General features: G+C 49.2%; 30 protein-coding genes. 5 read left to right on the top strand and 25 right to left on the bottom strand.

Annotation, left to right across the window (positions count from 1 at the left end; all coding sequences use genetic code 11):
* Positions 1-16: 16 nt before the first annotated feature.
* From T494_RS0109560 to ruvC, 17 genes are all read right to left on the bottom strand, one after another.
* Positions 17-265 carry a hypothetical protein gene (locus tag T494_RS0109560; RefSeq protein WP_028506109.1) on the bottom strand — a complete coding sequence of 83 codons (249 nt, stop codon included), beginning with the start codon at positions 263-265 and terminating at the stop codon, positions 17-19.
* A 50-nt stretch (positions 266-315) separates the two neighbouring features.
* Entirely contained in the window at positions 316-2,628 is a 2,313-nt protein-coding gene (locus T494_RS0109565) for an ATP-dependent Clp protease ATP-binding subunit (RefSeq protein ID WP_197021146.1), read from the bottom strand.
* A 39-nt stretch (positions 2,629-2,667) separates the two neighbouring features.
* Positions 2,668-3,555 carry a hypothetical protein gene (locus T494_RS0109570; protein ID WP_028506111.1) on the bottom strand — a complete coding sequence of 296 codons (888 nt, stop codon included), beginning with the start codon at positions 3,553-3,555 and terminating at the stop codon, positions 2,668-2,670.
* A 121-nt stretch (positions 3,556-3,676) separates the two neighbouring features.
* Complete coding sequence (locus T494_RS0109575; protein WP_028506112.1) at positions 3,677-5,503, bottom strand: DUF5711 family protein; 1,827 nt, start codon at positions 5,501-5,503, stop codon at positions 3,677-3,679.
* Positions 5,504-5,605: 102 nt separating this feature from the next.
* The gene (gene truA, locus T494_RS0109580) at positions 5,606-6,340 is read right to left on the bottom strand and encodes a tRNA pseudouridine(38-40) synthase TruA (RefSeq protein ID WP_028506113.1); all 735 of its coding nucleotides are present in this window, start codon (positions 6,338-6,340) and stop codon (positions 5,606-5,608) included.
* A 21-nt stretch (positions 6,341-6,361) separates the two neighbouring features.
* The gene (locus T494_RS0109585) at positions 6,362-7,165 is read right to left on the bottom strand and encodes an energy-coupling factor transporter transmembrane component T (protein WP_028506114.1); all 804 of its coding nucleotides are present in this window, start codon (positions 7,163-7,165) and stop codon (positions 6,362-6,364) included.
* Positions 7,162-8,043: an energy-coupling factor transporter ATPase gene (locus tag T494_RS0109590; RefSeq protein WP_028506115.1), complete on the bottom strand. Its 882-nt coding sequence runs from the start codon at positions 8,041-8,043 to the stop codon at positions 7,162-7,164. Before T494_RS0109590 ends, T494_RS0109585 begins: the two co-directional genes overlap by 4 nt.
* A 48-nt stretch (positions 8,044-8,091) precedes the next feature.
* Positions 8,092-8,955 carry an energy-coupling factor transporter ATPase gene (locus T494_RS0109595; RefSeq protein ID WP_028506116.1) on the bottom strand — a complete coding sequence of 288 codons (864 nt, stop codon included), beginning with the start codon at positions 8,953-8,955 and terminating at the stop codon, positions 8,092-8,094.
* Between the two features lie 100 nt (positions 8,956-9,055).
* Complete coding sequence (locus T494_RS0109600; protein WP_028506117.1) at positions 9,056-9,235, bottom strand: hypothetical protein; 180 nt, start codon at positions 9,233-9,235, stop codon at positions 9,056-9,058.
* Positions 9,236-9,596: 361 nt separating this feature from the next.
* Positions 9,597-10,466 carry a class I SAM-dependent methyltransferase gene (locus T494_RS0109605; protein ID WP_028506118.1) on the bottom strand — a complete coding sequence of 290 codons (870 nt, stop codon included), beginning with the start codon at positions 10,464-10,466 and terminating at the stop codon, positions 9,597-9,599.
* Positions 10,467-10,504: 38 nt separating this feature from the next.
* Positions 10,505-11,845 carry a phosphoglucosamine mutase gene (locus tag T494_RS0109610; protein ID WP_028506119.1) on the bottom strand — a complete coding sequence of 447 codons (1,341 nt, stop codon included), beginning with the start codon at positions 11,843-11,845 and terminating at the stop codon, positions 10,505-10,507.
* A gap of 70 nt (positions 11,846-11,915) precedes the next feature.
* Positions 11,916-12,965 carry a Holliday junction branch migration DNA helicase RuvB gene (gene ruvB / locus T494_RS0109615; RefSeq protein WP_051540310.1) on the bottom strand — a complete coding sequence of 350 codons (1,050 nt, stop codon included), beginning with the start codon at positions 12,963-12,965 and terminating at the stop codon, positions 11,916-11,918.
* A gap of 15 nt (positions 12,966-12,980) precedes the next feature.
* Positions 12,981-13,337 (bottom strand): hypothetical protein, encoded by a 357-nt coding sequence (locus tag T494_RS0109620; RefSeq protein ID WP_028506121.1) that lies wholly within the window; start codon positions 13,335-13,337, stop codon positions 12,981-12,983.
* A gap of 4 nt (positions 13,338-13,341) precedes the next feature.
* Positions 13,342-14,013: a class I SAM-dependent methyltransferase gene (locus tag T494_RS0109625; RefSeq protein WP_028506122.1), complete on the bottom strand. Its 672-nt coding sequence runs from the start codon at positions 14,011-14,013 to the stop codon at positions 13,342-13,344.
* 21 nt (positions 14,014-14,034) lie between these two features.
* Positions 14,035-14,631 carry a Holliday junction branch migration protein RuvA gene (gene ruvA / locus T494_RS0109630; protein ID WP_028506123.1) on the bottom strand — a complete coding sequence of 199 codons (597 nt, stop codon included), beginning with the start codon at positions 14,629-14,631 and terminating at the stop codon, positions 14,035-14,037.
* A gap of 18 nt (positions 14,632-14,649) precedes the next feature.
* On the bottom strand, positions 14,650-15,219 hold the full coding sequence (locus T494_RS0109635) for a hypothetical protein (protein WP_028506124.1): 570 nt from the start codon (positions 15,217-15,219) through the stop codon (positions 14,650-14,652).
* Entirely contained in the window at positions 15,212-15,709 is a 498-nt protein-coding gene (ruvC, locus tag T494_RS0109640) for a crossover junction endodeoxyribonuclease RuvC (RefSeq protein WP_028506125.1), read from the bottom strand. Before ruvC ends, T494_RS0109635 begins: the two co-directional genes overlap by 8 nt.
* 324 nt (positions 15,710-16,033) lie before the next feature.
* Here ruvC and T494_RS0109645 point away from each other — a divergent pair, with 324 nt between their 5' ends.
* Positions 16,034-16,264: a hypothetical protein gene (locus tag T494_RS0109645; protein ID WP_028506126.1), complete on the top strand. Its 231-nt coding sequence runs from the start codon at positions 16,034-16,036 to the stop codon at positions 16,262-16,264.
* A 99-nt stretch (positions 16,265-16,363) separates the two neighbouring features.
* On the opposite strand, the gene T494_RS12885 is transcribed toward T494_RS0109645, so the two are convergent.
* Together T494_RS12885 and T494_RS12890 are read right to left on the bottom strand one after the other, a co-directional pair.
* Positions 16,364-16,879 carry a Gx transporter family protein gene (locus tag T494_RS12885; protein ID WP_051540312.1) on the bottom strand — a complete coding sequence of 172 codons (516 nt, stop codon included), beginning with the start codon at positions 16,877-16,879 and terminating at the stop codon, positions 16,364-16,366.
* Between the two features lie 3 nt (positions 16,880-16,882).
* Positions 16,883-17,254, bottom strand: coding sequence for a NusG domain II-containing protein (locus T494_RS12890; protein WP_051540313.1), 372 nt, complete (start codon positions 17,252-17,254; stop codon positions 16,883-16,885).
* A 508-nt stretch (positions 17,255-17,762) separates the two neighbouring features.
* Here T494_RS12890 and T494_RS0109660 point away from each other — a divergent pair.
* From T494_RS0109660 to T494_RS0109675, 4 genes are all read left to right on the top strand, one after another.
* Positions 17,763-19,049 carry a UDP-N-acetylglucosamine 1-carboxyvinyltransferase gene (locus tag T494_RS0109660; RefSeq protein WP_028506127.1) on the top strand — a complete coding sequence of 429 codons (1,287 nt, stop codon included), beginning with the start codon at positions 17,763-17,765 and terminating at the stop codon, positions 19,047-19,049.
* Between the two features lie 608 nt (positions 19,050-19,657).
* Positions 19,658-20,443 (top strand): MBL fold metallo-hydrolase, encoded by a 786-nt coding sequence (locus T494_RS0109665; RefSeq protein ID WP_028506128.1) that lies wholly within the window; start codon positions 19,658-19,660, stop codon positions 20,441-20,443.
* Entirely contained in the window at positions 20,440-20,925 is a 486-nt protein-coding gene (gene rlmH, locus T494_RS0109670; protein ID WP_028506129.1) for a 23S rRNA (pseudouridine(1915)-N(3))-methyltransferase RlmH, read from the top strand. The genes T494_RS0109665 and rlmH overlap by 4 nt, the downstream gene beginning before the upstream one ends.
* A 96-nt stretch (positions 20,926-21,021) precedes the next feature.
* Positions 21,022-21,441 (top strand): hypothetical protein, encoded by a 420-nt coding sequence (locus T494_RS0109675; protein WP_028506130.1) that lies wholly within the window; start codon positions 21,022-21,024, stop codon positions 21,439-21,441.
* A 95-nt stretch (positions 21,442-21,536) separates the two neighbouring features.
* On the opposite strand, the gene cysK is transcribed toward T494_RS0109675, so the two are convergent.
* From cysK to T494_RS0109705, 6 genes are all read right to left on the bottom strand, one after another.
* Entirely contained in the window at positions 21,537-22,469 is a 933-nt protein-coding gene (cysK, locus tag T494_RS0109680; protein WP_028506131.1) for a cysteine synthase A, read from the bottom strand.
* A 144-nt stretch (positions 22,470-22,613) separates the two neighbouring features.
* A complete protein-coding gene (locus T494_RS0109685; RefSeq protein ID WP_028506132.1) occupies positions 22,614-23,105 on the bottom strand; it encodes a hypothetical protein in 492 nt (163 codons plus the stop codon).
* Positions 23,106-23,358: 253 nt separating this feature from the next.
* Positions 23,359-23,853 carry a type II secretion system protein gene (locus T494_RS14300; RefSeq protein WP_051540315.1) on the bottom strand — a complete coding sequence of 165 codons (495 nt, stop codon included), beginning with the start codon at positions 23,851-23,853 and terminating at the stop codon, positions 23,359-23,361.
* 140 nt (positions 23,854-23,993) lie between these two features.
* Entirely contained in the window at positions 23,994-24,497 is a 504-nt protein-coding gene (locus T494_RS13500) for a type II secretion system protein (RefSeq protein ID WP_051540316.1), read from the bottom strand.
* A gap of 422 nt (positions 24,498-24,919) precedes the next feature.
* A complete protein-coding gene (locus T494_RS0109700) occupies positions 24,920-26,050 on the bottom strand; it encodes an aminotransferase class V-fold PLP-dependent enzyme (protein WP_028506133.1) in 1,131 nt (376 codons plus the stop codon).
* 12 nt (positions 26,051-26,062) lie between these two features.
* Positions 26,063-26,248: a DUF3343 domain-containing protein gene (locus T494_RS0109705; RefSeq protein WP_037344596.1), complete on the bottom strand. Its 186-nt coding sequence runs from the start codon at positions 26,246-26,248 to the stop codon at positions 26,063-26,065.
* Positions 26,249-26,362 lie beyond the last annotated feature (114 nt).

Below are 26,362 nucleotides of genomic sequence, written 5' to 3' on the forward strand. Positions count from 1 at the left end.
GAAAATATGTAGAAGTTCAAAAGGAGAGTTTGAGGAAAACTTTTCCCAAGAGAATATCTCCAACTGCTATGCAAGGATATTGTGGTAAATCCGAATTATCATCGTATGTTTGGTAAATAATTGAGGTGACCTCTTGAAAGTGTTTCCTCTTAATCTCTCCTCCTGAACTCTCACTACTTTTTCGGTGCAAGATGTCGCAGACATCTTGTGCAGAAAAAGCAATAAAAGTTTTAGGGGTGGGGTTTGGGGAGAGACCCTTTTTCAAAAGGGTCCTCCCCAGTATTCACCATGCGTATGATGATAAATTCTGATTTATTACAGACATTCTACCTTAATTTCATCATCAGCCGTGCTGATACCAAAGGCTGTGATACCCGTATTATTCCTATCCACGATAAACTCGCTTATCCTGTCCTCGATCTCGTTTCTGATAACACGGCGGATATCTCTTGCGCCCAGCTTCTGGTCGTAGGACTTGTGAGCGATGACATTGAGCACATCCTCGTTGTAGCGCAGCTTGATACCCCGCTCCTCAAGAGGCTGAGCGATCTCCGACAGCATAAGATCTGCGATCTTTGCATAATCCTGCTGTGTGAGTCTGTTGAATACGACCACCTCGTCCACTCTGCCGATAAATTCTGGGCGCAGGAATTCTCGCAAAGCCTTTATCGCCTTGTCGTGAGCGATCTCGTTGTCCGTCTTGTTAAAGCCCACTCCCGTGTCCTTGTCTGTGGAGCCTGCATTTGAGGTCATAACAATGACCGTGTTCTCAAAGTTCACATCACGCCCCTGAGAATCGTGTATCGTGCCCTCGTCCAGTATCTGCAAAAGAATGTTCATAACGTCCGGGTGAGCCTTTTCTATCTCGTCAAACAGCACCACGCTGTAAGGTCTGCGCCTTACCTTTTCGGTAAGCTGACCCGCCTCGTCAAAGCCCACATATCCCGGAGGTGAACCGATAAGCTTGGAGACCGAGTGCCGCTCCATGTATTCGGACATATCAACTCTTATAAGCGGCTCCGTGGCATCAAAAAGCGTCTCCCCCAGCACCTTTACAAGCTCCGTCTTGCCCACACCCGTGGGACCTACGAAAATAAACGACGCCGGTCGCCTGCGCTTTGAGAGCTGGACTCTTGTGCGCCTTATGGCGTTTGCCACCTTTTCCACAGCCTCGTCCTGACCGATGATCCTCTTGGAAAGCTCGGTTTTAAGGCTTTTTATCTTTTCAAATTCGCTCTGGGATATCTTGTTTGCAGGTATCCCCGTCCATAGCTCGATGACCTTGGAAATGTCAGCGTCGGTCACTTGTACGTTTCTGACCTTTTCCTCAACCTCTTTCAGCCTGTTCTCGATCCGGGAGATCTCCGCCTTTTCCGTGGCAAGTATCTCGTAGTCGGGATCTGACTTTTCCTCGTATTCGCTCACAAGATCCTTGTGCTTTTTTAGCTCCCGGTTCAGCTTGTCAAGCTCCCCCAGCTCCGGCGTGTCAATACTTGCACAAGCGCACGCCTCATCAAGCAGGTCTATTGCCTTGTCCGGCAGGAACCTGTCGTTGATGTACCTTTCCGAAAGCTCGGCGCACTCACGGAGCTTTTCATCGCTTATCTTTACCCTGTGGAAGTTCTCGTAGTAACCCTTTATTCCCTTGAGCACCTCAACGGTCTGCTCTATGGTAGGCTCTCCCACCGTTACCGGCTGAAAACGTCTTTCCAGCGCAGCATCCTTTTCGATATATTTTCTGTATTCCTTGAAAGTAGTTGCACCGATAACCTGTATCTCGCCCCTTGAAAGAGAGGGCTTGAGAATGTTGGCGGCGTTCATCGTTCCCTCTGAATCGCCTGTGCCCACAAGGGAATGGACCTCGTCAATAAACAGGATAATGTTGCCCTGTTTTTTGACCTCCTCAACAAGTCCCTTGCAGCGGCTCTCGAACTGTCCCCTGAACTGAGTTCCCGCCACCAGAGCCGTCAGATCGAGCAGATAGACCTCCTTGTCCTGCAAATGGAAAGGCACATCTCCCCCAACGATCTTCTGAGCGATACCCTCCGCCACAGCAGTCTTGCCCACGCCCGGCTCACCGATAAGGCATGGGTTATTTTTTTGTCTGCGTGAGAGAATGTGGATAACTCTGGCTATCTCCTTATCCCTTCCGATGATCCTGTCCAGCTCACCGTCTCTTGCCCGCTGTGTAAGGTTAGTGCAGTAGTTGTCAAGGAATTTCAGCTTTTTCTTTTTGTCCTTTTTATCCTCCTTGACCGACTTCGCTCCATCCTTTGCAGCCTCCGCCTGCTCTGCGCTCTTTGAAAGCTCGCCTGCAAGGTTGTTCAGCAGTCCCCCCGCCTTGCCCATCTCGCCGAAAAGGCTGGTGAGAAAATCGGGCATTGTGCCGCTTCCCCCAAGCTCAAAATCGTCCCCGTCGGGCACCTCCGCAAGCTGCTCGCTCATTGCAGTCAGCTCGTCCTCGGAAATACCCATAGACTTGATATAATCATCCACCTGAGGCAGACCAAGCTCCTTAGCGCATACCAGACAAAGCCCCTCGTTCTTTTTTTCTTCGGGCTTGTTTGGGTTGATCTGCGATATAAAGACCACCGCCGGTCTCTGATGACATCTTGAACACATCAGCATAAAATGTTTTCTCCTTTCGCCGCAAGTTTGCCATGCTTTTTATTTATAGAAAAAATTGAAGAAATATCTGAAAAGATAAGTTTTGTCGATAATATCCGTGTTAAGCTTATCCATTTGGTTTTTGGACGAGTTTACAATAGCGCACAGCACATAAGCTATCACCGCCACATACAGCGTGCCCTTGACAACTCCCAGCAGCAGTCCGCCGAAGCTGTTTGCTGCGCTTACCACCTTCACCTTTGACAGTATCCCCGCCAACTTTATCACAATAAGCAGTGTTACGGACACCAGAATGGAGGCTATAACAAAAATTATGCCCCCTGCTATCTTCTCTCCCACAGGTCTTACATAGGTGCTTTCTATCTCCTGTGCAGCCTTGTGCTTATCCGACATAAGCAGCATCCGAACAAATTTTATAAGCTCCTCACGCTTGTTTTCAAGCCCTGTGCGGACAATGGAGCTGTCCGAATCGTCACTGCTGCGGGTCATGCTCACTATCTGCCCCAGCAATTCGTTGTCAATATAGTCCTCAAACTCCTGTTTTACCTGCTGCCTTATCTTAGGGTCAACACCCTTTTGTGCCATTACCCCGTCAAGGTTATCCACCACATCTCCGTCTGCAAGAAGCACACTGCGCAGCTCCTCGTTGGTGACCGTCTGGGGCAATCCTCTTTTGCGAAGCTCACCGTTGACCTTGTCTTCCACATCTATCTTTTCCACCGAGCTTTCAATGGCGTTTACCACCTTGTCATGAGCAACAGCATTGTATGCAGGGGCAGCCAGGATAAACGCAGCCGCAGCCGCAATAAGCAGCGTAGCTATCGTCTTGAGCATCAGAGCCGCATACTTGAAAAAGCCCATAACATAACCTGTCACACAGGTCACTATGAATAATACAACAACTATCCCGTCAAGCAGTATTGACATTATTTGATCTCACCATCTCTTGTTCCGATTTTATCTTTTTTGTTTAGTAAAGGGCATCGCCCAGTAATTATGATCCTCATCCTTTACATAACCATACATAAAACCATTTGCAGCGTACAAGCTATGTATCAAACTTTATCTTATTTATATCACGGTATCCCATAAGATATACTGCCTTGTTTGCATAAACACAATCCACATAGTTGCGGGACACCTGTGCCGTGGCAAGCTTGCTGCCGTCCACATCATAGCTTTCCACAAATTTGTCGCTGAACGCAATGACCGTTGAGCCGTCCAGCTGGACTTTCCTTGGTTCACCCTGAATATCCTGTGTCACCGTAGGCTGAACGCTGCCGCTGTTGTTGTCAAAGATCATAAGCGTGCCGTGAGTGCCGGTGACCGCCTTGGTGTAAAGCACCGTGTACTTTTCGCTGTTGCCGAAGGAAACAGGCTGATCCTTGAAATCAAACCGACCCGTCTGGTTTCCGTTGCCGTCCACCCCGATAACGCAGTTGTCACATACCATGATGTATCCACCGCTGCTGAGCTTCTGGGTCCGCAGAACGAAGCTGTCCTCCAGCGTGCAGGTCATAACAGGTTCTCTGCTGTCAAACATCACCGAGTAAACGGCTGAATCTATCTTTCCACCCGACGAGGAAATCGTGCTTATGCAGCACCCCTTGCCGTCGTCGCAGAAGTTAATGTCGATAACTCTCCTTCCGCTTGACCAGGTGTATATGACCGACCCCATATCATCATAAACAGTGATAAACGCCGTGTCCTTCTCCGTCTGGGTAAGCACCGCAGCGTAGCCGTTGGGAGCGATCTTTGCAAGAAGAATGGGGTTGTCTGTCTTTTTGGTGTAAACCACGTTCTTGCGTGTAAGCACCTGGAAGTTCTTGCCGGAGTTATCGTAAGCAAGTATCTTTTTCTCGCTTACATCTATCACAGGAGAGCCGTAATTGTGCGCCACCGCCTTTATCTGCGACCCATCGGGATTGTAGAAAATTATCCTCTTGCCGTCAAGTGAGACCATAACGCCGCCGCATTGTGTAATGCTGCTTATGTCCGCCTGGGAGATCTTCAAAGGGAAGTTTCCGCCCTCCTCAACACCGTCGTTGACAATGGTCTCGTGTGGCTTTTCAAATAAGCCCTCCAGCTTTGGCAGCCACTTTTTGTGTGTAGCATAAGCCGTTACGCCCAGGGCAAAAATTATCCCCAGCACCACCAGACGCTTTATCAACCGCCTGTTCTTTTCCTTTTTCCGCTCCTGCCTTATATCAGTAACGTTGCCGCTTTCAGAGGTTATCTGCTGGCTGATATTTCTTGAACGGTCCTCTTCCTCTTTAAGACGGTCCACCATTTCATCTATCCGGTCCTGCGGCTCATCCGTGGATTCCGTCCCGCCGTCGTCCTCGCTTATCTTTCCGTCCTTGAGCTTTAAGTATTTGAAAGAAGGCTGCTCGTCGTCGTATTGCTGATAAAGCATCTCCTCCTGCTCGTATCCGTCCTCATCCTGCTCCTGTGGCTGAGGCTTTTGAAAGCTGCTTGTGAGGGTGATGCGCCCCTGGCTTATCTCGTATTCATCAGGTCCACTGTCCTGTCCGCTCTGAGCCTGCTGCTGAGCCTCAAGCTCTCTTTGCCGCAAAAGCTCCTGCATCCTGCGGTGACGCTCCGCCTCCGCCTCACGGGCAAGCTCCGCCCTGCGCACATAGTCAAGCGCCTCAAGCCGCTGCTTGTGGATCTCTCTTTTGCGCTGAGCCTCCTGCATCTCGGGCATCACGGCGTTCACGTGCTGTCCCTGCTGCGCCTGAGCCTTGGGCTTTCTGCGTTTTTTCCTGTGCATCGACTCCGGCATCGGCACGTTATATGCGTTAAACTCCTCCGCACCCACAAAATCCTGTGAAGTGCGGCGGTTCATGCTGTCCATTTTGTTTTTCTTACTCACAGTACGGTCGCCTGCATATCGCAGACCTTCCTCCTTTTTTGCTGATAAGATCTTCTTGTACCCTCACGGAACAATACCCCTGTGATCCTGTGCTCCGTGGCTTTAGTAAAACACCTTGTTAAGATAAAGTCCCTGCGGCGGAACAGTTCGTCCTGCCTTTGTCCTGTCTTTGCTTTGGATTATACGTGGAATATCTCCCTCGCCCAGCTTTCCCTCGTTGATGAAAAGGAGCGTCCCCACCATTATCCTTACCATGTTGTATAAAAACCCGTCCCCTGAAACGGAGAATATGACCATGTCTCCCTGCCTGCGCACATCAAAGCTTTTTATGGTGCGCACCGTGTTCTCCTTGGTACATTCCGACGAGCACATGGATCTGAAGTCATGCTTACCGATAAAGTCCTTTGCCGCCCTGTCCAGCTTTTTCTCGTCGATAGGGTACCAGCTGCGGTAAGCGGTGTTCATGTAGAACGGATTTTTGTATTCGCTGTTGTGTATCAGATATTCGTATTGCTTGCCCTTGCAGTCAAACCTTGCGTGGAAATCGGGGGGTGCCTCCTGGCAGCTCTTGACGCCGATGTCGTCGGGCAAGCGTGAGTTCATGCCGAAAACTATCCCCCTGCAGGTTATAGTTGATTCAGTGCAGAAGTTAAGCACATATTCTCTTGCGTGCACCCCCGCATCTGTCCGTGAGCAGCCGATCACCACCGTGGGCTGTTCAAGCAGGTCGGATAAGCACCTTTGGAATATCTCCTGTACCGTCACAGAATTGTTCTGTATCTGCCATCCGTGGTATGCGCTTCCGCAGTACCAGATGGTGACTTTGAAATTTCTCATTTTTCTTCCTTACTTTGCCGGCTATATAAAATGATTTAACACTATGACCCCTGCGAAAAACGTAAAAACATATACCGTTCCCCAAAGGTCGATAAGCTTCATCTTCAGCTGTTTCATTCTTGTCCTGCCCTCTCCCCCGTGATAGCACCTGCATTCCATAGCCAGTGCCAGCTCCTCGGCGTGTCTGAAAGAGGACACGAAAAGGGGTATAAGTACGGGTATCAGAGCCTTTGCCCGCTTGATGAACGACCCTGTCTCCATGTCTGCGCCCCTTGCCTTCTGAGCAGACATTATCTTGTCCGTCTCCTCGATAAGGGTGGGAATGAACCTGAGCGCAATAGTCATCATCATCGCCAGCTCGTGGACAGGGACCTTTATCTTTTTAAGCGGTGATAAAAGCCTCTCGATAGCGTCCGTAAGGTCTATCGGCGAAGTTGTGTAGGTCAGCAGACTGGTGCCTATGATAAGACAAGCTATCCTCACCACCATGAAAACAGCCGTCTGAAGACCCTTGTCGGTAATTTTAATGAACTTCCATTCAAATATAGGTTCTCCCGTGTGAATGAAAAACAAATTAAGCACCGACGTTATGATTATAATGACCAGTATCGTCCTTAGCCCCTTGAACATCATCTTCAGCGGTATGCGTGAGATAAGGAAGGTGAGCAGCGTGAACACTGCGCATACACCCAGTCCCCTCATGTCGCCCGCCGTAAACAGCATCACTATGAAAACAATGGTCAGCAGTATCTTTGCCCTTGCGTCCAGCCTGTGGACCGGAGAGTTACCGGGAAAGAACTGTCCAATGGTAATATCCTTTATCAATCTGTCTCAATTCCTCTGTTGAATTTCTTTTCCGCCAGAAGCTTCAAAAGCAGCTCCTTTGCATATTTTGTGGTGTAAACATCGTCCCCGATGTCCAGACCCATAGCCTTGAGCCTGTTAAAGACCCTTGTTATCTGCGGTACCGCCAGACCCATTTCCTCCAGCTGTGCAGCCCTGTGGAATACCGTCCGGGTGTCGTCGTAGCAGTAAAGCTTTGCCTTGTTCATCACCAGTATCTTGGATACGTTTTTTGCAATATCCTCCATTGAGTGTGACACAAGCAGCACTGTGTTTTTCTTTTCCCTGTGATATTCCTTGATAAGCCCCAGTATCTGATCTCTTCCCTTTGGGTCAAGCCCGCTGGCAGGCTCGTCAAGAATAAGCACCTTTGGCTCCATAGCCATAACGCCTGCAATGGCGACTCTGCGCTTTTGTCCTCCCGAAAGCTCAAAAGGCGACTTGTCCAGCATATCCGCAGTGATCCCCACCATTTTTGCAGTTTCCTTTATCCGCCTGTCCACCTCAGCGTTGTCCAGCCCCATGTTTTTCGGACCGAACCCGATGTCCTTGTAGCAGGTCTCCTCAAAAAGCTGGTATTCGGGATACTGGAACACAAGTCCCACCTTGAAGCGTACCGGGCGCAGCTTTGACTTGTCGTCCCAAAGCCTTTCCCCGTCAATAAGCACGCTTCCCGAAGTGGGCTTCAAAAGCCCGTTGAAGTGCTGTATCAAAGTGGACTTTCCCGAGCCGGTGTGCCCGATGATGCCCACCATTTCCCCTTCGTCTATCTCCAGATTTACATCGTCAACAGCCACCTTGCGAAATGGTGTGCCGTCGCCGTATATGTAAGTCAGATTTTCTGTCTTGATTATAGCCAATTCCTTTTACTCTCCGTTCAATGCACATATCACGCTCATCACTGCCGTCTACCCTGCAGCTGTGTCCTTCAACAGCCCGTAAAGCGCCTGCACACACTCGTCCTCTGTGATTATCTCGCCGGAGATATCGTACCCCTGCTTGTTGAGAAAATCCGCTATCTCCGTCACCTGCGGCACATCAAGCCCCAGGTTGCGCATAACGTCCACCTGAGAAAAGACCTTCTTTGGAACGCTGTCCATTATCTTTTCCCCGCCGTCAATGACCACTACTCTGTCCGCCTGAGCAGCTTCCTCCATGTAGTGAGTGATAAGTACGATAGTAACGCCCTTTTCCCTGTTGAGCATCTTTATGGTCTTCATGACCTCGCTCCTGCCCTTTGGGTCAAGCATCGCCGTAGGCTCGTCAAGCACGATACAGTCAGGCTCCATAGCGATAATGCCCGCAATAGCCACCCTCTGCTTCTGTCCGCCCGAAAGCTTGTGCGGGGCGTGCATACGGTATTCGTACATACCTACCGTTTTAAGTGCCTCGTCAACACGCCTGCGTATCTCCTTTGGCTCCACGCCGAGGTTTTCAAGGGCAAACGCCACGTCCTCCTCGACGATAGTGGCAACTATCTGGTTGTCGGGATTTTGAAAGACCATTCCCACCCTTTTGCGGATAGGCAAAAGGTTTTCCTCCCTTATGGTGTCCAGACCGTCCACCGTAACCTCACCCTTTTCCGGGGTGTTTATAGCGTTTATGCATTTTGCAAGGGTAGATTTTCCGCTTCCGTTGTGACCAAGCACCGCCACGAATTCGCCCTTTTCGATATCAAGGTCTATCCCCTTGAGTACAGTGTTCTTGACCGGCGGCTCCTCAGCCTCGTTGATGTATGAAAACTCCAGTCCCCTTATGTGAATGTAACTCATTTTATTTTCCTTGCTTTCAGATTTTTACAACCTGATATATATCCTTTCCCCGCATAAGCAGAGAAAGGATATATCATCATCGTACCCTCAAAGACGAAACTCAGTCCTCTTTCTTGTCCTCGTCGTCCTTATCCTTCTTGAAGAAGCCTGTGACTGTGTCCTTAGCCTTTTCAAGGTTTTCCTTTGTGGCAAGCTCTTTAGCCTTGTCCTTTACATCGTCAGGGATCTTGTCCAGCAGATCCTCTGCCTTATCCTTGATGTTGTCGATGTCCAGTGCCATAGTTTTTTCCTCCTGAAAATAATAATTTATGAAAAGCGCAGGGCACAAAGCCCCTTGCCCGTTCATCGTGATTCTTCTTCGCTGTCCGCCTTTATCCCTGCTGTGCTGTTCATATAGTTCTCTCTTCCTCATATTTGTTTACGGAATAAATAGCTGCAGAGATTTCTCTTGAAAAGTGTTCTTCCGTACTCTCTCCGAACTTTCAGTCATTTTTCAGTAATGGGAGTTTTCTTCCCTTACTGAAAAATCATTAAAAGGTTTCTGAAGGGGGGGCGGACGGGATAGAGTAACCGTTACCACGGTTACTCTGAACAACGGCTGCGCCGTTCTTCGACTCTCTCTCCAAAAGAGTTCCCTCCAGCTATTCACCAACCTGCCATATCGCCGTGGAGCCGCATGGCAATACGCTTCCCGTTGCCTCAACAGGCAGACCTATCTCGTCAGCGGTGACAGATCCGCCGAACTTTCCGCAGATCACATCTTTCAGAATATACGCCATGACCGAAGGGGAAAGCCCCGTGGTGTAGCTGTTGAGCAGAAAGAATAAAGGCTGCTCGCTCAGCACGCCTGAACAGGTCTGCACAAGATCGTAAATACAGTCCTCCAGCTTCCATACCTCTCCGCCGGGACCCCTGCCGTATGAAGGAGGGTCCATAACGATAGCATCGTATTTCCTGCCTCGGCGGATCTCCCTGCGGACAAATTTCTCGCAGTCGTCCACCAGCCAGCGTATCGGTCTGTCGGACAGTCCCGAAGCCTCAGCGTTTTCCCTTGCCCATTGTACCATGCCCTTTGACGCATCAACGTGAGCGACCTTAGCCCCCGCCTCTGCACAGGCAAGTGTGGCACCGCCTGTGTATGCAAAAAGATTAAGTACACTGATCTCTCTGCCTGCGTTTCGTATCAGATCCGCCATAAAGTCCCAGTTTACTGCCTGTTCCGGGAACAGCCCCGTGTGCTTGAAACCGGTGGGACGAATGTTGAATTTAAGTGCCCCGTAGCTTATCTGCCAGCTCTGGGGCAGCTTTTTTCTGAACTCCCATTGTCCCCCGCCCTTGTCCGAGCGATGATATATCCCGTCCGCCCTCTGCCACATCTCGCTGCGCCGTGGCGACTTCCATATTATCTGCGGATCCGGGCGCACAAGCACCCTGCCCGCCCAGCTTTCAAGCTTCTCTCCGGAGGACGTGTCCAAAATTTTGTACTCTTTCCAATTCTCTGCAATGCGCATCTGCAAACTTTCCTTTGCGTTTTTATCCTATCAGAAAACTACCCGTATATCCTCTCGATAGTCTCTGCAATATTCTTGGCGTATTCGGTTATGATACCCGTCTTTTTCCCCTCGATCATTATTCTCACCAAAGGCTCTGTGCCCGATTCACGAACATATATCCTGCCCTCAGTGCCCAGCTTTCCGCTGTATGAAACGATAAGCTGAGTGATCTCGCTGTTTTCACGCCACTTTTTCTTGTTTTCTTCCTTAACGTGAGCGTCCAGAAGGATCTGGGGATTAGCCGTCATTATCTTACCAAGCTCGCTGAGCTTGTTGTTTGAAAGCTTCATCACCGTCATAAGCTTTGTGCCCACCAGCAGTCCGTCGCTTGTGGTCTCATCGTCAAGGAAAATGATGTTGCCCGACTTTTCGCCGCCAAGATTGCACCCCGAGCGGCGCATCTCATCTATAACGTGCAGCCCGCCCACCTTTGTTGCGGTGGTAACTATCCCCGCATCACGGGCGAACTTGTAAAATCCCGAGTTTGTCATCTTTGTCACAACGCAGCTGTTGTTGTTGAGCTTTTTGCTGAACTGCATGAACGCCGCAAAAATAGCCATGAGCCTGTCGCCGTCAAGGACCCTTCCTGCCTCGTCCACAGCAATACACCTTGCCCCGTCGCCGTCAAAAGCCAGACCCAGATCGCAGTGCTCCTCCACAACAGTCTTGATAAGCCCGTACAGCTCCAGAGTGCCGCAGTTGCGGTTGATGTTCTCACCGTCGGGAAGATCGTTGATAAGCAGCACCGTAGCCCCCAGACCTCTGAAGATCTTGCCTGCGCAATCACAGGCTGCACCGTTTGCACAGTCGATAGCCACCTTTATTCCGTGGAAATCGCTGTCCACCAGTTTCAGCATATGCCGCACATAATCCCATTGACCGTCCTTGTCATAGTATATGTGACCGATGTCGCTTCCGCTTTTAAGCTCAAAATTCCCGTCCTGCACAAGAGCCTCAAGCTGCTGCTGGGTATCTCTGCTTATCTTGAAGCCGTCTGCGCCGAATATCTTTACCCCGTTGTATTTGTAATCGCTGATGCCTGCGGTTATCATTATCCCTGCGCAAGCCTTATTCTTTTTCACCAGCACAGCCACCGCAGGAGTAGGAACAACGCCCACAATAACAGCGTCCACACCCATCGAGCAGATACCGCTGACCAGAGCCGACTGAATGACCTCAGCCGACACCCTGGTGTCAAGACCGATGATTATTCTGGGCTTTTCGCAGTCCCTGCAAAGCAAAGCAGCCACCGCCCTGCCTATCTGCATAGCCGTCTCGCAGGTAAAACTGCTTATAGCAATACCTCTTGCACCGTCAGTACCGAATAATTCTCCCATATCTTTCTTAGATGCCCTTTAACGGGCACATCCTCCTTGATAAAGAATTTTTGTTTATCCTTGAAACCGCCTAAAAAGTCACCTGTCCGTCCTTGAGTATCCCCAGGTGCCTGTAAGCCAGCTCTGTGGCGCACCGTCCCCTGGAGGTGCGGGAAAGGAAACCAAGCTGCATAAGATACGGCTCGCAAACGTCCTCCAGCGTCACAGCCTCCTCGCCGATAGCCGAAGCCAGGGTCTCCAGCCCCACCGGTCCGCCGCCGTAGCCTTTTATTATCATGTCAAGCAAGCGTCTGTCCAGACTGTCAAGCCCCATATCGTCAACGTCCATCTGATTAAGAGCTATCTTCGCTATTTCCCGTGTTATCCGACCGTTGCCCATAACGTCCGCAAAATCCCTCACACGCTTGAGCAGCCTGTTGGCTATTCTCGGAGTGCCTCTTGACCTTGAAGCTATCTCCGCTGCGCCGTCGTGTTCACAGGGAACACCGAGAATATTTGCGCTGCGCTCAACAATGTCGCAAAGCTGCTGTGTGGTGTAAAGCTCCAGCCGCTGTATGACCCCGAACCTGTCACGCAAAGGAGAGGTGAGCTGACCCGCCCTGGTGGTGGCGCCAACCAGGGTGAACTTGTTAAGGTCTATCCTTATGCTCCTTGCCGCAGGACCCTTGCCCATTATGATGTCCAGAGCAAAGTCCTCCATTGCCGGGTAAAGCACCTCCTCCACCTGCCGTGAAAGGCGGTGGATCTCGTCGATAAAAAGAACATCACCCTTTTCCAGGTTGGTTAGCAAAGCCGCTAAGTCCCCCGGCTTTTCTATTGCAGGTCCCGAAGTGATGCGGATATTAACGCCCATCTCGTTGGCGATGATCGCCGAAAGGGTGGTCTTTCCAAGTCCCGGAGGACCGTACAGAAGCACGTGGTCAAGACTGTCGCCTCGTTTTTTTGCCGCCTGAATGTATATCTTCAGATTATCCTTGACCTTTTCCTGCCCTATGTATTCGTCAAGTGTCTTCGGACGCAGACTGACCTCAAAGTCCTCGCTCTCGTCCTTTGTGACCTGTGGGGCAACAAGCCTGCCAGCATAGTCATTTTCTATTTCAAATCCGCCTTTTTCTATCAAGCCTTACACCTCTTTTTACTCCTGCTCCTTTTTGTTCACACCGAAGATCTCGTCTGCAAACCCGGTCATTTCCCTCGACCATTCGTGACCCGAGTGCTGTATCTTCACCCACGAGCACATCTGCGCATAGTTCTCATCGTGAACAATATCGTACGGTGAGCTATACCCGTTGTCGTGGCTCTCATAAAGCACCCTGCCCTTGCGTATCATCTCGCAAGGAAATTCGCCCTGCGGCGGGTCATCCAGCTTGTCAAAGATCTCCTTGTCTATCTCAAAGAGGTAAAAGTCACCTCTGTCCCAATCCTTTGCGGTGTATAGGTCATTTTCCTCGTCATAACAGGCTTTCCAGCCAAGTCCCTCTTTGAACTGCATATCCTTACCCTCTTACTGCGTAAAATCCGCACTGCATATATGATGCCCAGAAAAGCTCGCAAGCCGCAAAGCCCGTATTTTCAAGCATCTGCAAATGCTCTTTTATGTTTATCGGGAAATACTCCGCACCGTACCTCGCAAGGTGCGCATCGACCTCAACAGGCGTTCTGCCCGCATCAAGCTGATACTCGCCCAGCCGCGCAAGCAAGTTTTCCCTGCCCGTTTCGGTAAGCGGCGCAGTATTCTCAAAGTATACGAAAATACCGCCCTTTTTGAGTGCCTTAAAGCAGTTAGTCACCGCCTTTTCGCGCGTTTGTCTGTCAAAATAGTGGTGCGACTGTATCGCCGTCACAGCATCGAACTCGCCCTCAAACTGCATATCCTGCGAGCCAATGCCGTAGAATTCGCACTCCCTGCCCGCCAGCTTTGCGCGTGCGTCGGTGAGCATATTCTCCGACGGGTCACAGAGCGTCAGCCTTGCTATATCAAGCCTGTCCAGTGCTTTTAGCGCGAACGTTCCCGTTCCGCACCCCGTGTCCAGCAGACTTATCTTCCTGTTCTTAAAATGTGCCCTTATCACCGAAAATACCTGCTCGTGCAACTCGTTGTAAAAGGGTATCACCCTGCGCACGTTCTCGTCATACGCACTTACCTTGAATGGTGTCGTGTTATCCACTTTGCTCCCCCGGCTTTCTCCTTAAAACCTCGCCAGTCCTATAAGTGCCTTTTTGATAAGCTCCTCCACAGGCAGCCCCGGGTCAAGCTGCGATATGACCGACAACGCCTCGCCCTCGGTATAACCAAGCACCACCAGAGCCGTCACCGCCTCGTCAATGTTGCTGCCCTGCGGAATAATTGCCTGAGTGCTCTCGCCTCTTACCGAAATAGCTCCCTGCTTTGCCACCTTGTCCTTCAGCTCAAGCACTATCTTCTGAGCTATCTTTGTTCCTATGCCCTTTATCTGGGTAAACGTCTTGTAATCTCCCGTAGCCACCGCCAGAGCGAACTGTGACGGCGTGCAGCCCGAAAGGATCGACACCGCAGCCTTCGGACCCACGCCCGAAACGCTTATCAGCATTTTGAAGCTGTTAAGCTCCTCCCTTGTTGCAAATCCGAACAGCTCAACATCGTTCTCCCTTACCGCAAGGTGAGTGAACAGCGTCACCTCGTCCTGCCCCGTGACCTCCTGTATGGTGTTGAACGAGGTGCGGCAGGCATAGCCCACACCGCCGCATTCCACCACCACCAGCTCAGGCTCTGTGGCGATCACCTTTCCTCTTACCGAATATATCATAACTTTTCTCCTTGTGTTTTACCCTATCTGAAAAAGCGGCTCATAGTCCTCATAATCATCGTCGGTCGCCTTTATTTCAAGCGGCGGCTGCGAATTCACGCCGTTTCTGAACATCTCATACACTTTTTCAGGCTCACTTTCGAGTCCGCAGTCAGCGATAAATGCCGCAATGCGCTCCTTGTAATTCTTGCTCGGCGAGGACTTGTCCTCAATGCACTCCATGAAATCTTCCACGCTGTCAAAGTCAACATCCGACCAGTCGCTCAGATATCTGCAGCACAGCAGAATGCTGAAAAAGTCCCTTATGTTCTGCGCAGCAAATCCTGCACTGCCCTCCGAGTCGATATAGCCGACCCTGCCGTCCTCGGCGAGCACATAAACTCCGCCGCAGCCGTCGCAGCCGAACGGCGTGAGCTTAAACTGGCATTTTCCGCCTTCAAGCAGATAATAGAGGTCATCTTCAAGCTGCTTGTCATCCTCAAGGTCAAAATCGCACTCAGCCGAAAGGTAGTGTGCTATGTGGCTGTCTGCCTTTATCCTGTCAATGAATTCCTGTACATTTTCCATAACAAAAACCTCGTTATCCATATTTTTCCAGCGTCTGCCTGCCCGTCATGAGAAGCCCGTGAGTTATCGCCAGAGCCACAGCGTCAGCGGTGTCATCGGGCTTTGGGACTTCTTTCAGGTGCAGCATAGTCCGCACCATTTCCTGGACCTGTTTTTTCTCGGCACGCCCGTAGCCCACAATGGAGCTTTTCACCTGAAGGGGCGTGTATTCAAATATGGGCAGACCCTCCATTATAGCCGGCAAAAGGGTGACCCCCCTTGCCTGAGCAACATCAATAGCGGTCTTCTGGTTTGTGTTAAAAAACAGCTTTTCCACCGACAGCTCGCCGGGCTTGTAAGTTTTTATAAGCTCGCACATATCAAGGTAAATAGCCCTCAAACGAGCCTCAAAGGGCATATCCGCCGCCGTGGTTATTGCGCCCATGTCCGCAAGCCGGAATTTGCCGCTTTGAAAGTCCACCACCGCAAAGCCCACAATAGCGTAGCCCGGGTCTATCCCAAGTATTCTCATAGCCCCCGGCTCCTCCCTTCAAAGGCGTAAAAACGTGTCATTTCGCCCCAAAACCATACCTGTGGCATTATATAGTTGTATTATACCATATTTTAATCACAAATGCAAGCATAAACGTTATATAACGACCATTTTTTTATACCCTGTGCGCATAAATTCCAAAGCCTGACTGCTTGCGGCGGCAACAGCAGTTCAGCTGGCAGCGAGGAAACAACCACAACTACAACAACGACCACCACTACCACAACGACCACAACGACAGCTGCAAAAGGAAATACAATAACTTTAAAATCCGAAGAAGATGCCGAAAACATTGCCAGAGGGTTGGCAAAAGCCAAATATGAGAAATATAGTCCGGTTGTGATCGGCGAAGTTAAAACAGAAAAAACTGCATCGGGATATTCAGTAGATCTTTATGGTCATTGCTGGAAAACAGACAAATATGGAAGCAATGCAGAGAAAAAAGATTTTTCTATCTATGTTGAGTTTTACTCAACTATCGACCTCGACAACCCACAAAGCTCTGTTAAATACTTTACCGCCACAGATATTTGACAATAATGCTGTCCATGGCATATCCCAAAAAACTACCCTGATCCGTTCAAAAAATGACGCTGCATATCAAAAAAGAGCAAGCCCTGTGCTTGCTCTTTCTTATTTCTTCACCGCAAATCTCCTCAAAGGCGAGAACCAAAGCCGCTGCGCCACCAAGCCCGTGATAGCTCCCGAGGCAATGCCGCTTATCACAAGATACGGCACAAAAGCCCCTATCTGCGCCGTTAGCACCACCGCCACCACGCAAAGCTGCCCTGCATTGTGCCCAAGCGCCCCGAATACCGACACTACCCATATCTGCCTTTTGTCAAACCTCTCCACCAGCAGACACATTACCAGATACGCCGCAAAACCGCCGCAAAGCGAAAACATAAAGCTGATAAACGTCCCGTAAAATGCCGCCGCCAGCACTATCCTTATCCCAAGTACCGCCCCCGCAGCAGCACGCCCCGCAAAAAGCATCGCACAAAGAGTCACCACGTTTGCAAGCCCCAGCTTCACACCTGCGTAATTTGGCATCGGCACCTGCGCCTCAATGGCGTAAATTCCCAGCGAAAGTGCAGCCAGAACACCTATAAGGGCAATTTTTTGTACACTTATCCTGCCTTTTCCCAACGCCTACACCTCCGCATCTGCGCCCGAACCGCTGCCGCCCACCACCTTGATGACCAGCTTGTGCGGAGCGCAAATAATGCTGCTGCCCACAAACGACGCTTTTGCGTGCTTTACGCACACCTGGTTCTTGCAGTCTGCCTCCTCGACCCAGATCTCTCCCCGTCCGTAGCAAACCCTGTTCCAACCGTTTTCCGTCTCTATGAGAATACTCTTTGTTTCCTGATCTTCGATGCTGTCGATCGCCTTGTAAAGCTTCCGGTCAACGTATATCTCCGCGCCCTTTTTGTCCGATTTTAACTGTCCGAAAATTATCACAAAAACACATATTGCGACAACGCTCCCGAATACTATCGCCCATTTTACATTTTTCTTCACGTTATCGCCTCCTCAAAATCTGCGTTCCCACCCACATTATACCACACACGCCCCTCCCCGTCAAGGAAGTTTTACCCATTACCGTGTAATATTTTGGACACTTGTATTACAAAAGAAATACAAACTGTACGTTATTTTGTACATCTGTAACCGTTCTGTAATAATTGTAAAAAATAATTTGAAAAACCATAGAAAAATGTCGTTTGCCTATTGATTTTCATGGATATGTGTGGTAAAATAAAATCGTTGAAAATTTGTAACATTCTGCATTGTTGCAAATTGCTGCCTTTTGCTTGCAGCGGTGTTTTTTGTAAAGACCTGCTGCCTTCCTTTGCACCATAGTTTGTGTGACAATTTATGAAAATTTCCCGCCGCAGAGAGAGAAATTAAGCAAAACGTGGAAATTTTCTGCCAAAGCTTTTATTTCAAGCCAAACCGTGGTATAATAACTGGCATAAATAGAGAGAGAAATTTGACTGTTTGCCTGTTTTGAGGAGTTGTGTTTGTTTTGGAGAAATTTGTTATCCGAGGCGGGAAGCCGCTTCATGGTGACGTGTATATTAGCGGTGCAAAAAATGCCGCTGTTGCGCTTGTTGCTGCAACTATCCTTTGCGACGAGCCATGCGTCCTTGAAAACGTGCCTGAGATAAGCGATATAACCAAGTGCCTGAAGATACTTAAAGAGATGGGCGCAAAGGTCGAGCTTTTGGACAGACACACCATAAAGATAGATACCGCAGGTATCACCAATCCTTCCGTGCCCTATGAGCTTGCAAGGACTATGCGTGCTTCCTGCTATTTTCTGGGGACCCTTCTGGGAAGATTCCACGAGGCATTTGTGCCGATGCCCGGCGGCTGCGACCTTGGCGACCGTCCCATCGACCAGCATTTAAAGGCTTTCAGAGCACTTGGAGCTACCGACGATATCGTTAACGGCAACAACCACGTGCGTGCGGAAAAGCTTTCCGGAAATCAGATCTACTTTGACTTTGTCACCGTTGGTGCAACAATGAACGCTATTTTTGCTTCTGTTAAAGCCTCCGGTCTTACTATAATCGAAAATGCAGCTAAAGAGCCTCACATCGTTGACCTTGCCAACTTCCTTAACTCTATGGGTGCCGATATCCGTGGCGCCGGTACGGACGTTATAAAGGTCAGAGGTGTTGAGTACCTCAAAGGCGTTACCTATGCCACTATCCCCGACCAGATCGAAGCAGGTACCTATATGGTGGCTGCCGCCGCAACAGGCGGAGATGTTAATATCTGCAACGTTATCCCCAAGCACCTTGAATCTATTTCCGCAAAGCTGCGTAAATGCGGCGTAAACGTTGTGGAAAGCGACGAAAGCGTGCACGTCTGGGTGGACGGTCCGTTAATGAAGACCTCACTTAAAACTATGCCCCACCCCGGCTTCCCGACCGATATGCAGCCCCAGTTCTCTACTTTGCTTACTTTGGCTGACGGTACAAGCATCGTTACAGACGATATATTTGATAACCGCTTCAGATATGTGGGCGAGCTGAGAAGAATGGGCGCAGATATTTCTGTGGACGGTAAAGTAGCTGTAATCCAAGGCGTGGGAAAACTCCACGGTGCCCCCGTAGTCGCTACCGACCTGAGAGCAGGCGCTGCTATGGTCATCGCAGGACTGGCTGCCGACGGCGTTACCGAAATAGATAATATCGAGTATATCGAACGTGGCTACGAAGCTATCGACGAAAAGTTCCGCAAGCTCGGTGCTGATATCCAAAGAGTGTATAGACCCGATGCAGACTCGGTTGCTATGAGCGGCTAATATCTTATCAACATAACGGCGGCATATTACTTGCCGCCGTTTTTAAATTATTCTAAATCAGAATTTAATTTAGCACTGTGTAATAGTGTTTATCCGAAGGGGTTATAGGTGCTCATTATATGAGATTAAATCCGCCTTTTTGCAGGCGGATTGAGGGAAGAGAGTTTTGCGCTTTCCAAAGGGGCACGCCCTCTCTTGCAGGGCGTCCCCTCTTCCAAAACAGTCCACCGGACTGTTTTGAAATTCACCCCTTGCGGAGCGCACGATGTAGGGGGATTTCGCTCTCTGCGGACAGCGACGAGGGCGCCGCCCTCGACCCGCAAGCCCTTTTTAGGAAAGGGCTTGACCCCAAACCTTTTTAATATGCACAATTTGGCGCATTATCCTTGCATAGCAGTCGGAGAAAGTTCTTCTGGAAAGTATTGTTTTCCGTTCTCTCTTCTAAGCTCTCAGTCATTTTTACTATTTGGGGACTTGTTTCCCAAATAGTAAAAATCATTAAAAGTTTTAGGAAAGGGGTACGGGGAATAACCCTTTTTCAAAAGGGTTTTCCCCGATTACTCCGCAAGGGTGCTGCGGTAAATTCTGATTTATGAGAGGAGAACGAGATGGCGAGAATATATCCGTTATTTTCATCAAGCAGTGGGAACTGCACATACATAGGCAACGGAAAGAGTGGGATACTGATCGATGCGGGGGTAAGCTGCAAGAAGATCTGCGATGCACTGAGTGCAAACGGGCTTGAAGCTGCAGGCATCTCGGGGATCTTCATCACGCACACTCATTCCGATCACGTAAGCGGTTTGAAAGTACTTGCAAAGAAGCTCAACATACCTATTTACGCACAGCGGCAGAACCTTTCCATACTTATGGAGAGCGATCTTGTTCCCGAAAGCGCACAGCTCCAGGAGCTTGACAGCGATGAAACCGTGTGCGGAGACTTTCTGGTTACCCACTTTGAAACGCCTCACGACACCCCTGCCAGCTGTGGCTATAAAGTCATTTGCCCCGACGGCAAAAAGCTTTGCATCTGCACCGATCTTGGCTGCGTGACCCAGACGGTGTGGGACAATCTTAAAGGCAGCGATCTTGTGCTGCTTGAATCAAACTACGATCCTTATATGCTTGCTCACGGACCTTATCCCTACCAGCTTCAAAAGCGCATTGCTTCGGACCACGGGCACCTTTCAAACTCTGACTGTGCAGACACGGTCCACAAGCTTTTGCAATGCTCAACGGAAAAGTTCATTCTGGGGCACCTATCCCAGCACAATAACACTCCGATCACCGCCGAAAACACCGTGGTAGGCACTTTGTCAGATGCACGGCGCAACAGAGATTATCTGCTTTTCGTGGCTAAACCCGAGGGTGAAGGAATGGCGGTGGCGTTTTGATAAAGATAAATCTTATCACTGTTGGAAAGCTAAAGGAGCAATACTGGCGTGACGCTGTGGCGGAGTATTCCAAACGGCTGGGGGCATTTTGCAAGCTGGAAATAATCGAGCTGAACGAGTCAAAGCTCCCTGACGAGCCTTCGGAAAAGCAAAAGCTTGCCGCACTTCAAAGCGAGGCAAAGGCTATGGAGCCATATCTTAGCGCCAAAGGTGCGTTCAACTTTGCAATGTGCATTGAGGGCAAGCAGATGACCAGCGAGAAGCTGTCCCAAAAACTGGACAGCTGCGGTGCCAATGGATATTCCACGATAAACTTTATTATCGGCTCTTCTTTCGGCATAAGCGAGGATATCAAAACACGTGCCGATGTGCGGCTTTCAATGTCCGAGATGACTTTTCCGCACCAGCTGGCAAGGGTCATGCTTATCGAGCAGATATACCGTGCATTTCAGATAAGCGCACACACAAAGTATCACAAGTAACAGGCGGCACGGCTTGGGCTGCCGCATGATTTTAAGATCCGGCAGTAAACAGACTTACAGGCAATTATTCGATTTTCAAGATTCGGGTGAAACACTATGACAGATAATCTTTTATACCGATGTGTTGACAAATACAACAAGGCTTTGAAGGTTTGCCGTGACTTTGAAGACCGTCCCGAACCGCCGTCAAGCCTTATTATCTACATGGTAAAGGGGCGCAGGCACGGTAAATTTTTTACACCTGTCAAGAGGCTTTGTGCCTGGCGTTATTCAGACGGAGAGCTGTTTGAGATACCTCTTGAGGCAAAACAGGTCACACAGCCGGAAAACGAGTTCTTTTACCGTGAGGCAAAGGCGGAGTTCGGCATTTCAAGGCTCCGCAAAAAGGCTTATATCAGCGTTTATCTCGGAAAAAGATTCGCCATTGGTTTTGAGTATGATATTGGTGTTGCGGGCATGGATTATATGGTGGGCAACGAAAAAATACTCTGGATAAAACGAAAAGAGCAAGGTTGACTTTCTGCTTTGGACACTCTTATACCAAAGCGTGAAAAACAGCCCTGCTCTGTTTTTTGTCATGAATTGCCAAGGTCGGCAGCGTGGACGCTTTATCAGTCGTTCTCAAAAAGAGGCGTTGAAAAATACCGTTCGGCGGTATCGGGAAGAACGGTGACCACCGTTTTGCCCTTGCCTAATTTCTTTGCCAGCTTTTTGGCTGCGGCAACGTTTGTTCCGCTGGATATACCGCACATTATGCCCTCAAGACGGGCAAGATCCTTTGCGGTGCATATTGCCTCTTCGTCGGAAACAATATAGATATTGCTGTAGATATTCTGATTAAGGTTGTCGGGGATAAGCCCGTCGCCGATGCCCATTTGCAGATGTGTACCAACTGTTCCGCCTGCAAGTATGGCAGCGTTTTCAGGCTCGACTGCCCAAATCTCGATATCCGGATACTGTGCCTTTAAGACCTCGCCAATGCCGCTGATCGTTCCCCCGGTACCTATTCCCGAGCAGAACCCATGGATCTGGCGGCCTGTTTGTTCAAGTATCTCGACGCCGGTGTGATACTTATGCGCAAGAGGATTTGCAGGGTTTGAGAACTGCTGAGGGACAAAGACGTTGGGGTCCCTTGCAGCCATATCGTCTGCCATTTTCGCACACTCGTCTATTGCTGCGCCGATATTTCCCCCGTCATGTACCAAAACGACTTCTGCGCCGTAATGCTTCACCAGCTTACGCCTTTCAACGCTAACCGAATCGGGCATTATTATCACGGTTTTATAGCCTCTGACTGCACCGATAAGTGCAAGCCCTATGCCCTGGTTGCCGGACGTTGGCTCAACAATTACGGTGTCCTTATTTATAAGTCCTTTTTGCTCTGCGTCGCAGATCATATTATAAGCTGTTCTGGTCTTGATAGAGCCGCCAACGTTGAGTCCTTCAAACTTTACAAGGATCTCTGCGCTGTCAGCTTCCACCATTCTATTAAGTCGGACCATGGGGGTGTGTCCGATATAATCAAGCACGCTATTATATACCATAGTATCTCCTCCGTTAATTAAAAATGCGGTATGTATATTATAGCATACTTGAGATATTTTTGCAACCGCAGCGTAGGCAGCGGAGGCAGCGGAGGCAGCGTAGGCAGCTCTATTGCGGAGGGAAATACAATCTGCCCATAAAAGTCACTGCAAGGCAGCGGTTATTTCGGCACGCAGTCTGATACCGGAGAGGGGGATATCAAGTTCTTTCGCTGTCTGCGCCCATGTGGGCAGGCGGCGTTTTGTATCTTCAAAATAGCGGTGCTTTACCACCGTTTTTACGAAGGGGTCGGAGATAAGCTCCAGCTTATGTTCAAGCTCCCGCTTCCTGCTTCTGACCACAGACTGCTGGTAGATAAGGTCCAGAAAGCGGTACTTTTCACGCTTATGGGAATTTTTAAGGGAGATATCCGCACTCACTCCCCTTTTCTCCATAAGCTTTTCAAGTCGCATATGCTCCGCACAGAGCCGTTCCAGCTCACGGGTGAGCATTTTCTCCCGGTAGATATAAAAACGATATCGCCCAAGCTCACGGGTAGTGAGGTGGACAGGCGGTTTTGGTTTCTGCTGATGCTTCACTATTTCATTATATACATCAAGCATATCAATGGCTGTAAAAAATTCTTTTGCGCCCATTATTGTCCTCCAAAATTTCAGGTCAACTTGTTTTTCTCTCTTTCTACGCCGACGGGGCTTCGGCTATTTACGGAAAAGGCGGCTCCACATTCCTCCTTTTCCTTCTGTTTACAAGTATAGCACACGAACATATGTTTGTCAAGAACATTTGTTCGCAAAATAATAATTTTTTTATTTTAATTATGGCAATTTTCTGTAAGAAAATCAGGCAGCAAAAAAGCTCCCCATTAAAACATGGGAAGCTTAAAAATGCTTATGGGGTAAATTTTGTGCCGAACTTAATGGTTTCAGCCTGGTCGTAATCCTTTGGTGCGTCGGGGTACTGACCGATCAGCAAGCCGCTTTGTCCCTCGGTGGCAGCGGTAGCAGTCCACTGAGCATAGCCGATATAGGTTTTCTCGTCGATAGTCAAGGCGATCATGCCGGATCCGTCGCCATTTTCTTTCATGACCCTGGCGATCTCTTCATAGACCTTCTTTTCATAGTTGTCGGTAGCTTTTCCTACAAGCTCATTGGGTTTACCGGAGACGGTAAAGTCATGTGCAGCTTCGCCGTCAGCGACCTGGTCGGTGGCAACAGTTTTAGCCGTATTGAAAACCAGCTTTGCGTTTGAGTTGGCTGTTCTCAGGCGGGATTTTTTAACATAGTTCATCATGGTCGGTATCAGAATAGCTGCCAGGACACCTATTATGGCTATGACCACGACGAGCTCCACGAGAGTAAAGCCCTTTTTGTTTCTCTTATTCATAATTGTCCCTCCGTATTTCGGGCAGTGCCCAGTCGCAATACGTTCATCATAATTCCACTTACATTATAACATGATTTGGAAAAAAGTCAAGGGCTTTAGCCAAAAAAAAAAGCGACCGCCGAAGCGATCGCTCAAAAATTTTAGGTTGTAGAATCGTTAACTGCAGCGTTGTATTTACCGAATGTAAGACCCTCAGCCTTGTCAACATCCTTAGGAGCGTTTGGCCACTGACCAGTGATCTGACTAGCTTCTGTCTCATTTGTCTGCCACTGGCACCAGTTAACAGCGTCCTTCTTGTTAGGATCGAACTCGATAGCAACAAAACCTGCGCCGCTCTCGCCGTTATCCTTAAGAGCATCCCAAACAGCAGCCTCAAGAGCGTTGGAAGAACCCTTGTAAGACTTAACAGCGATAATGCCTGTAGGTCCGAGTTTCTTTACTGCATCGCCGTCAGCAACCTTATCAGATGCCATGTTGTTAACCTGCTCGAAAACAAGCTTAGCGTTAGAGTTAGCTGTTCTCATTCTGGACTTCTTAACATAGTTCATCATTGTAAGAATAAGGATAGCTGCCAGTACGCCGATGATTGCGATAACTACTACGAGCTCTACCAGTGTAAAGCCCTTCTTGTTTGACTTTCTCATAGAAAATCCCTCCATAATAAAATTTTTATAAAAGCATTGCACCCCAATATGCAATGAACTTTCCACAATTAAACCGTCAAGGCACCCTTGTCAAGTTCCTCTTGACTTAATTACATTATACTCATTTTATATGATTTGTCAATAGTTTCTGCAATTTTTTTTCAAGTTTGTGCAAATCACCAAAAACCAGCATTTCTTTACGATAAATTCGCCAAAATACTTAATATAAAATACAAATTTATACTCACGAAACGCTCAGTTAACGCAAAAGCGCAAGAAAACTAACGCTTTATTTTTGAGTACATTAGGATTATATCACAAGGGTTTCTATTTGTCAAGTGTTTTTACAGAAATATTTTTTCTTTTTATTTTGTCTGCCAAATCAGCTTGTTCACGGTTTTTCTTTGGGTCGGCGTGGCTTTTTATCCTTGATCTTTCAAAGAAAGTATCGTTTGCGCCAACAGGTCGGTCTGGCGGGAGTTATTGAACACGGAGGGCGAGAAGCGTACAACGCCTGTATCCAGGGTACCCAGTGTCTTATGGGTCAGGGCTGCGCACTGGATACCTCCTCGCAGGGCAAAGCCTTTCTGCGACAGCATACGGGCGGTTTCTTCGGAGGACATTTCCCGGATATTGAACGCAAGGACGGGGGAACGCATACGGTCGGTTTCATACAGGGTTATTCTTTTATCCTCCCGCAGGCGGCTCTCCAAGCGTTTACACAGGGACATTTCGTGGTCATAGATACGCTTTGGGGTAGTACGGCGTACAAAGTCGATGCCCTGGGCAAGGGCGATGACCCCCACGGTATTCAAGGTACCGCTTTCCAGTCTTTCGGGCAAAAACGGGGTTTGCTCCAGGCTGGCGGAGGTTGCGCCTGTACCTCCCTCTATAATAGTATCAAGTTTATATTTTCCGTTGGTGACCAGCAGACCTGTGCCTGTGGGACCGTAGAGGGCTTTATGTCCGCTGAGGCAGAGAAAGTCCATTCCGTCGTCAAGGGTCAGATCCAGCACTCCGCACGCCTGTGCGCCGTCAACTATAAAGGGTATTTCATTCTCCTTTGCCAGAGCTGCCAATGCTCTTACGGGCATTATTGCCCCTGTGACATTGGAGGCTGCGGTACAGACTATGGCTCGGGTGTTTTTCCTTATAAGCTTTCGGAAGCTGTCAACGGTCGCACGGGGGTCGGGGTAGGTCTGTGCCACGGAAAAGCTTACGTTACGGGTTTTTGACAGGGCATAGACAGGTCTTGCGGCGGCGTTATGCTCGTGGTCGGAGAGGATAACGTGGTCGCCGCTGTGCAATATGCCTTTTATCGCCATATTCAGAGCATAGGTACAGTTGGGGGTAAAGACCACATTTTCGGTTTGGGCATTAAACATCTGTGCGGCTTTTTCCCGGGTCTCGTAGACCTTCTGCGCCGCTTGCAGGGACAGGGTATGCCCTCCCCTGCCGGGATTGCCGCCGTACTGGGTTATTGCTGTCCGGGCGGCATTTGCCACGGGGGCAGGCTTGGGATAGGTGGTGGCGGAATTGTCAAAGTTTATCATATATCTCTCCTATCAGTCCAGGGGTTTATGGGGTATACTGTTTTCTTCAAGCAGGCTCAGAGCCAGAGAAAGGTCCTTCACCTTAATGGAATAGCCGCAGCCGCTTGCCACATTCTTGGGGGTACGCTGTATCTCACAATACACTCCCCGGGAGTTGAGCAGCTTTTTGGCTTTCATAGCGTAGGTTATCGATGTCATGGGTATAAGCTGTGTATTCAAGAGTATTCGCTCCTTTTATTATAGTGTGATGCAGTAACATTATATGCTCGTACCTGTCAAATGGGCACAAAAAATCCCCTGCCGAAGCGACAG

This window comes from Ruminococcus sp. FC2018, assembly GCF_000621805.1.
Lineage (GTDB): Bacteria > Bacillota > Clostridia > Oscillospirales > Ruminococcaceae > Hominimerdicola.

Coding starts and splice junctions, on each gene's coding strand:
- T494_RS0109595 (WP_028506116.1), bottom strand. CDS start 8,955: ATGAGTTACATTCACATAAGGGGACTGGAGTTTTCATACATCAACGAG.
- T494_RS0109600 (WP_028506117.1), bottom strand. CDS start 9,235: ATGGCACTGGACATCGACAACATCAAGGATAAGGCAGAGGATCTGCTG.
- ruvC (WP_028506125.1), bottom strand. CDS start 15,709: ATGAGAATACTTGGGATAGACCCGGGCTACGCTATTGTGGGCTTTGCG.
- T494_RS0109610 (WP_028506119.1), bottom strand. CDS start 11,845: ATGGGAGAATTATTCGGTACTGACGGTGCAAGAGGTATTGCTATAAGC.
- T494_RS0109685 (WP_028506132.1), bottom strand. CDS start 23,105: ATGGGCGCAAAAGAATTTTTTACAGCCATTGATATGCTTGATGTATAT.
- T494_RS0109635 (WP_028506124.1), bottom strand. CDS start 15,219: ATGGATAACGAGGTTTTTGTTATGGAAAATGTACAGGAATTCATTGAC.
- T494_RS0109705 (WP_037344596.1), bottom strand. CDS start 26,248: ATGACATCGATAACCTACGCTATGAAAGCCAAAAAGCTGCTCAACTCC.
- T494_RS13500 (WP_051540316.1), bottom strand. CDS start 24,497: ATGAGAAAGTCAAACAAGAAGGGCTTTACACTGGTAGAGCTCGTAGTA.
- cysK (WP_028506131.1), bottom strand. CDS start 22,469: ATGGTATATAATAGCGTGCTTGATTATATCGGACACACCCCCATGGTC.
- T494_RS0109700 (WP_028506133.1), bottom strand. CDS start 26,050: ATGATAAACTTTGACAATTCCGCCACCACCTATCCCAAGCCTGCCCCC.
- truA (WP_028506113.1), bottom strand. CDS start 6,340: ATGAGAAATTTCAAAGTCACCATCTGGTACTGCGGAAGCGCATACCAC.
- T494_RS14300 (WP_051540315.1), bottom strand. CDS start 23,853: ATGAATAAGAGAAACAAAAAGGGCTTTACTCTCGTGGAGCTCGTCGTG.
- T494_RS0109570 (WP_028506111.1), bottom strand. CDS start 3,555: ATGTCAATACTGCTTGACGGGATAGTTGTTGTATTATTCATAGTGACC.
- ruvA (WP_028506123.1), bottom strand. CDS start 14,631: ATGATATATTCGGTAAGAGGAAAGGTGATCGCCACAGAGCCTGAGCTG.
- T494_RS0109565 (WP_197021146.1), bottom strand. CDS start 2,628: ATGCTGATGTGTTCAAGATGTCATCAGAGACCGGCGGTGGTCTTTATA.
- T494_RS0109620 (WP_028506121.1), bottom strand. CDS start 13,337: ATGCAGTTCAAAGAGGGACTTGGCTGGAAAGCCTGTTATGACGAGGAA.
- T494_RS0109665 (WP_028506128.1), top strand. CDS start 19,658: ATGGCGAGAATATATCCGTTATTTTCATCAAGCAGTGGGAACTGCACA.
- T494_RS0109605 (WP_028506118.1), bottom strand. CDS start 10,466: ATGCGCATTGCAGAGAATTGGAAAGAGTACAAAATTTTGGACACGTCC.
- T494_RS0109675 (WP_028506130.1), top strand. CDS start 21,022: ATGACAGATAATCTTTTATACCGATGTGTTGACAAATACAACAAGGCT.